Raw genomic sequence first — 6,822 nt, 5'->3', positions numbered from 1 at the left:
GGGCGCTCACCGCTCGCGCCCCGGTGGGCGATGACCAGGACGGAGTCGGCGGGCATGAGGAGTGCGAGAAGCAAGACCAGCATGACCGAGACTACGCCCTCGAGGTTGCGAACGTATGACTCGCCCTCGAGGACGCATCGAGCGTGCCGGCTCTCTAAAACTCCTCGCCGCCAAAGTCGCCGCCGCCTTGGCGGTCCCGGTCGCGGTTCCGCTCTTGGCGGCCGAACTGGTAGGAGAACGCCAGCCCGAACTGGCGCACGCGCCAGTCGCGCACGATCTCCTGGTACAGCTCTGGCTGGTCGAACACGAACTCCAGCTCTGCCAGGTCGAGCGGGTCGCGGACCTGGAGCGTGAGCGAGGCCCGGTCGCCGATCCGCTGCCGGAGGGCCAGGTCGATCGACGTCCGCGCGCCGCGCCGGCCCTGCTCAGTATCGATGGGCGCCGAGTATCGGACGGTCGTCTGCAGGTCGAGGTCGCCCCAGCCGAACCGGTCGCCGAACCCGTACGACGCGTTGACACGCCCGCCCCAGCCGAACGCGTCGCTCGAGAGCTCGGCGTCGCCAGCGGTCCCGTCGGTCTGGAGACGGTAGCCCTCTAGGCTGACGAAGCCCTCCAAGCCGCCGACGCCGTCGAGCGACAGAACGGCCTCGGCACCCCACGCATCGGCCGTGTCGAGGTTCTGAGGCGCGCGGACCGTGACGCCGTCGTCACGGAGCGTGGCGATGCGCCGGACGATGTCGGTGGTGCGCCGGTAGTAGGGCGTTACGCCGACCGACCCGAACGACGTGATCTGCTCGGCACTGATCTCGAACGAGTCCGTGTACTCGGGCCGGAGGGCCGGATTCCCCTGACGGATGATCGCGCCCGTGACGTCGAACGACGGGAACGGGTTGAGCTCCCATCGCCGCGGCCGGTCGATCCGGCGGCTGTAGCCGCCGCGGAGCGTCGTCGCCGGAGTCGGCTTGAACGACAGGAAGGCGCTCGGGAACAGGCTCTGGTAATCGTTGCCGAACTCCTCGCCGGTGGTCACCAACCCCAACGTGGTCGTGGCCTGCTCGGCACGGACACCGGCCTGGACGCCGAAGAGACCCCAGTCGCGTGCGGCCTGGACGTAGACGGCCTGGATTCGCTCCTCGAAGTCGGACGTGTTCGACAGGTTCGGGTCGAGGGCGAGCGTGCCGTCGACACCGAACCGACGGGCGTCCAACGTGCTCGTTTCTGTCTCGATGCTGCCGTTGTAGCCCAAGTCCACCTGGAAGCCCCAGACCGGGCGCGTGTAATCGATGCGGAGCTCGGCCTCACGCTCGGCGTCGTCCTCATCGGTTTGGGGCGGGAGCCCGAACGTCGCGGTCCCGAAAAAGACGCGGTCGTCGAAGGCCTGGGCCTCGCCCTCTTCCTCGGCCTCGCCGCTGACCTCGGCCGTGAGTCGGTGGTTCTCGCCGAACTGTTGACGCAAACCCAGGCGCACGCCGCCAGAGTACCCGGACTCCTGCTCGGTCGCGAACCGTTCGTACTCGGCCAATGGCGTACCTGCGGCATTGAGCCGGAGCGTCGCATTCGTCTCTTCGTCGTCGCCGTCCTGGGTGCCGAGTTGGAGTTGGGACGTCAGCGTCGTCTGGGGGCTGAGCGCGTAGTCGGCCGATAGGCTGACGAAGTTGCTCAGGTTGTTGCGGCCTTGGACCTCGACTTGGTCGAGGGTGGACGGGTCGGCCTCGAACCGGTTGACGCTGAACGTGGAGCCCGATCCGCCGCGTTGGTCGCTGCGCAGGCCGTACGTCGCTGCGAGCGACCATGGGCCACGGCCGTAGGTGACGGCGCCCGTCGCGTTGAGGCCGCCCTCGCTGTCGGTCCCGGCTGTGACTGTGCCGCCCCACCCCAGGTCCGTGTTCGCCTTGAGCACGATGTTGATGACGCCGCCGACGCCGTCGGGCTCGAACGCCGCGGACGGGTTCGGGATCACCTCGACGCGTTCGATGGAGCCGGCCGGCAGGCTCGCGAGGTAGCCCGCGACAAAGTCGGCCGAGACCGGGGCCGGGCGGCCGTTGACGAACACGGCCACGCTTCCGGCTCCGCGGAGCGAGACGTTCCCGTCGATGTCGACGTCGACCGACGGAATCGTCGACAAGACGTCGGTCGCGTTGCCGCCGGCCGCGACGGGGTCGTCGGCGGTGTCGTAGACCGTCCGGTCGATCCGGACCTGCCGCTGGGGCCGCTCGGCCGTCACCTGAACCTCCGTCAACGCCTCGGCCGTCGGCGCGAGCGTGATCGTCCCGACCTCGAGGTCGGACGCCCCCAGCTCGACCTCGAGGGTGGCGGCGTCGTATCCGACGAAGCTGGCAACGAGCTGGTAGGAACCGGCCGAGACGTCGTCGATGTGGAAGACGCCCTCGAGATTCGTCGTCGCCCCGCCGACGAGCGTGGAGTCGGCGCCGCTGATCTGCCACAGGGCGACCGAAGCGGTCGGAAGCGGGTACTCGCCGTCGAGGACGCGGCCGGTCACGTCCGCCTGTGCCGAGACGGCAGGGACGAGAAGGGCGGACAAGAGGAGCAGTCTGAGCATCGCGGCGGGGAGAGGGGAACAGGGATATGGCCCACGCAGCTTCAGGGTTCGGCCGTTGGCACGAGTTGCACCGTGGCGTCACGAGTGGCACTCTCGTCACCTCGAGTCCAGCCGAGAGGCGGGCGGTCCACCTCTAAATTGGCCGCATGACCTTGCCGATCGTCTCTGACCGTCCCTGGACGCGCCGTGCAGAGGGCGTCACGGTCGTCGGGTTCTGGCTGCTGCTGGGCATCCTGACCGCCGTCCGAGAGTCGACGCGCCGGTGGCCGGGCGAGGAGATGGACTGGGGCGAGATCGTCGAGACGTTCGCGGAGATCGGACTGTGGGCCTTGATAACGCCACTGGTGTTCTGGCTCGCTCGGCGCTACCCGGCCGAGCGCGGTGCCTGGGCGGCGCGGCTGGCCGGACAGCTCGTCGTCGGGCTCGCGATCGCCGTCGCCGTCGAGTACGTGACGCGGGGCGTGCTGCGCCCCATCCTGAGCGCTCCGATTCAGCCGGGGCGCGAGTGGACGCTGGCCGGCACGTTCAACCGCCTCCGCTTTTTGGACGAGTTCATCGTCTACCTCGCCGTTCTGACGGCGGGCTACGCGCGCTCGGCGTTTTTCCAGGTTCAAGAGCGCCGCGCCGAGGCCGAGCGCCTGATCGCAGACCGTGCCCGCCTCGAGGCCGATCTGGCCCAGGCGCGGCTGTCGGCGTTGCAGATGCAGCTCCACCCGCACTTCCTGTTCAACACGCTCAACGCCGTCAGTGCCCTGGTGGAGCGCGACCCGGCCGGCGTCCGCACGCTGATCGCCCGGCTCTCGTCCCTGCTCCGCCGCGTCCTCGAGGCCGACGGCGCCCAGGCCGTCCCGCTACGTGAGGAGGTCTCCTTCCTGCGCGACTACCTCGACGTCCAGCAGGTCCGGTTTCAGGGACGACTCGAGGTCGAAGAGGACATCGAGGACGGCACCCTCGATGCCCTCGTCCCGCCGTTGATCTTGCAGCCCTTGGTCGAGAACGCGGTCGGCCACGGCGTGAGCCGCCTCGAGGAGGGCGTCGGCGTGATCCGGCTGGTGGCGCGGCGCGACGGCGACCGCTTGGTCCTCCGCATCGAGGACAACGGCCCCGGCCTGACGGGTGCGGCGCCGACCTCGACGGGGGTCGGCCTCGCCAACACGCGAGAGCGCCTCGAGGCGCTGTACGGCGACGCGGCAGCGCTGTCGCTCCGTCCGGGCCTCGAGGCCGGGGCGGAGGCCGAGATCGACCTCCCCTGGACCACGGCCGACGATGGCTAAGCCCGCTCGCATCCTGGTCGTCGACGACGAGCCCCTCGCCCGACAGCGTGTGCTCGACCTGCTCGAGGGCCGGCCCGACCTCGAGGTCGTGGGCACGGCGGGGACCGGGCGCAAGGCCGTCGAGGCGATCTTCGACCTGTCGCCGGACGTGGTCTTCCTGGACGTCCAGATGCCGGGCCTGACCGGCCTCGAGGTCGTCCGCGTCGTGGGCGCCGAGGCCATGCCGACCGTCGTGTTCGTGACGGCCTACGACCAGCACGCCTTGGAGGCCTTCGACGTGGCGGCGGTCGACTACCTCCTCAAGCCGTTCGACGACGACCGCTTCCGCACGGCCTTAGCCCGCGCCCTCGAGGGCGCTCGGGCGCGCAGCGGTGGTGGGCTCAACGCTCAGCTCTCGGCGTTGCTGGACGCGGTGCAACCGGCCTCGAGGACGTTCTTGGAACGGATCGCGGTCGAGATGCGCGGGCAGACGCGGTTCGTCCCCGTCCTCGAGGTCGACTATTTCGTGTCGGACGGTCCGTACGTGGAGGTCCATGTCGGCGACGCGACGCACGTCGTCCGAGAGCGGCTCCAGGCCTTCGAGGACCGGCTGGACCCGGCTCGCTTTTTCCGCATCCACCGCTCGACCATCGTCCAGGTCGACCGGGTGGAGGCACTCCTGACGGCGCCAGGTGGGGACTACGCGGTGCGTCTCAACAACGGGACGCGTCTGAGCCTGAGCCGGTCGCGGCGTGAGGCCTTTGAGGCCCAATTGGGGGTGTAGCGTCCTCGAGAGTGTTGTGAGAACGCGGCCAGCGGGTCTACCGGGCACGGCTCCCCTCGACTTGTGCGCCCCTATCGCAGACTGACTCGTTGGCAACAGCATGACTACCGGCGGGGGGGCTTGTACTTCGTCACCATCTGCACAGCGGAGCGGCGTACCGTGTTTGGAGACGTCGTCTGGGGCAGGATGCGATCCTCGGCCGTCGGCCAGATCGCTAACCGCGAATGGGTGGAGGCGGCATTGCGGCGGCCGGAGGTTGTCGGGGATGTGTTTGTGGTCATGCCCAACCACGTCCACTTGCTGTTTGGCATCGTAGACGCGGGCTCGAGGACGGACGCGGACATGACAAGTCATGCCCCTACGGCAGGTTCTGACGCTGAGGTCGGCGGAGAGAAGCGGAGGGCGTTTGGCAAGCCTCAGGCCAAGTCGGTCTCGATGATCGTCGGTGCGCACAAGGCCGCCGTGACTCGGAGCGCCCGGCGTCTTGGAATGTGGCCGGACGGTCCGCTCTGGCAGACTCGGTTCCACGACCGCGTCGTCCGGTCCGACCTCGAGGCCGGTCACATTCGCCGGTACATCGAGAACAATCCGGCTCAATGGGCTCGCGACCGGTTCAACGCAGATGCTTCGCTCCGACCGTAGGGACGTGACTTGTCATGTCCGCCTAGCGCCCGTCCTCGAGGACGCTACCCGAGCCCCAAGAGCTTGCCGCCTTGGTAGATGGCGAACGAGAACCCGTAGGCGAGGGCCATCATGTAGCCCCACATCGCAGCGGGCCAGAACCACGAGTTCAGCTCGCGCTTCGCGATGGCGAGCGTGCTCATGCACTGGAGCGCGAACACGAAGAAGACCAGCAGGCTGACCGCGACCAACGTCGTGAAGACGGGGGTACCGTCGGGGTAGGTATCGGCCTTGATGGCCTCGCGCAAGGTCAGGCTCTCCTCGGTCGCGTCGGCGCCGGCGCTGTAGATCGTCGCGAGGGCCGAGACGATCACCTCGCGCGCCGCGAACGATGCCACGATGCCGGCCGAGATCTTCCAGTCGAACCCGAGCGGCGACATGACCGGCTCCAAGGCGCGCCCGAACCGGCCGATCAGGCTGTTCCGCACCTGCCACCCGGCGACCTCGTTCTGGACGATGAGCCGCTCCGCGTCGGCGGCCTCGACGGCGCTCTGGGCCGACGCCCGCTCACCGCCCTCGAGGTCGGGGCGACCGTCGATGTCGATCCGGACGAGCGACTCGGTCGCGCGCTCGACCGCGACATCCGCCTGGGCCGCGCGCGCCTCGAGGTCGGCCGGGACCGGCGTCTTCGGGTAGCTCGCCATAAACCACAGCACGATGCTGAGTGCGAAGATGATCTTGCCGGCTCGGACGACGAACACCTTTGCGCGGTCGCGCATCCGGCGCCACAGGTAGAGTGGTTGGGGCATCCGATACGGCGGCAGCTCCATCACGAACGTCGAGCCCGGCCCCTTGAACACGAACCGACGGAGCACCCAGGCCGCCACGAACGCCATGACCGTTCCGAGCACGTAGAGCGACGTCATCGCCAGGCCCTGGTACCCGACGATCCCGATCGAGCCGGCCGGGATAAAGGCCGCGATAAACAGGACGTAGACCGGCAGCCGCGCCGAACAGCCCTGGAGCGGTACGACCATAATCGTGATGATCCGGTCGCGCTCGTCGGCTAGTGTCCGAGCCGCCATGATGCCCGGGATCGCGCACGCATACGCCGACAACATCGGCACGACGGACGCGCCGCTCAGCCCGACGCGGCGCATGGCTCGGTCCATGATGAACGCCGTCCGCGCCATGTAGCCCGTGTCCTCCATGATCCCCAGGAACAGGAACAGCAGCAGGATCTGCGGCAGGAACACCAACACGTTGCCGACGCCCGACAGCGCCCCTTCGACCAACACGTCCTCGAGGACGCCGTCCGGCAAGGCCGCGCGCAGGCCGTCACCGGTCGCGCCGATCAGCCACTCGATGCCGTCCATCGCGGGAACGGCCCAGCTGAACACGGCCTGGAAGATGACCAGCAGGACCGCGCCGAAGATGAGCGGCCCCCAGATCCGGTGCGTCACGACCGCGTCGATCTTGTCCGACAGCGTGACCTCGCCGGCCTCCGCCGTCGAACTCACGACGGCGGAGGCGACCGGCCCGATCCAGGCGTAGCGGCCCATCATCTCGGCCATCTTGTAGGGGACCGGCCGGGCCTCGAGGTC

The 6,822-nt window shown here is 68.9% G+C and carries 5 protein-coding genes; 3 read left to right on the top strand and 2 right to left on the bottom strand.

The features are described 5' to 3' along the window. Window positions 1-154: 154 nt before the first annotated feature. Window positions 155-2,560, bottom strand: coding sequence for a TonB-dependent receptor domain-containing protein (locus WBA11_RS08470; RefSeq protein WP_424520262.1), 2,406 nt, complete (start codon window positions 2,558-2,560; stop codon window positions 155-157). Window positions 2,561-2,706: 146 nt separating this feature from the next. Here WBA11_RS08470 and WBA11_RS08465 point away from each other — a divergent pair, with 146 nt between their 5' ends. From WBA11_RS08465 to WBA11_RS08455, 3 genes are all read left to right on the top strand, one after another. Further along, a complete protein-coding gene (locus WBA11_RS08465) occupies window positions 2,707-3,834 on the top strand; it encodes a sensor histidine kinase (protein ID WP_424520261.1) in 1,128 nt (375 codons plus the stop codon). After that, window positions 3,827-4,597 carry a LytR/AlgR family response regulator transcription factor gene (locus WBA11_RS08460; RefSeq protein ID WP_424520260.1) on the top strand — a complete coding sequence of 257 codons (771 nt, stop codon included), beginning with the start codon at window positions 3,827-3,829 and terminating at the stop codon, window positions 4,595-4,597. The genes WBA11_RS08465 and WBA11_RS08460 overlap by 8 nt, the downstream gene beginning before the upstream one ends. Window positions 4,598-4,876: 279 nt before the next feature. Continuing rightward, window positions 4,877-5,239, top strand: a complete 363-nt coding sequence (locus WBA11_RS08455; protein WP_424520259.1) for a hypothetical protein — start codon at window positions 4,877-4,879, stop codon at window positions 5,237-5,239. Between the two features lie 44 nt (window positions 5,240-5,283). On the opposite strand, the gene feoB is transcribed toward WBA11_RS08455, so the two are convergent. After that, a partial coding sequence (feoB, locus tag WBA11_RS08450) for a ferrous iron transporter B (RefSeq protein WP_424520258.1) occupies window positions 5,284-6,822 on the bottom strand: 1,539 nt, incomplete at its 5' end.

Origin of the sequence: Rubrivirga sp. (genome assembly GCF_049648075.1) — a bacterium.
In the GTDB taxonomy this organism is placed as follows: domain Bacteria; phylum Bacteroidota; class Rhodothermia; order Rhodothermales; family Rubricoccaceae; genus Rubrivirga.
The sequence above is the reverse complement of the archived record's forward strand: the minus strand, read 5'-3'. Positions and strand labels throughout refer to the sequence as shown.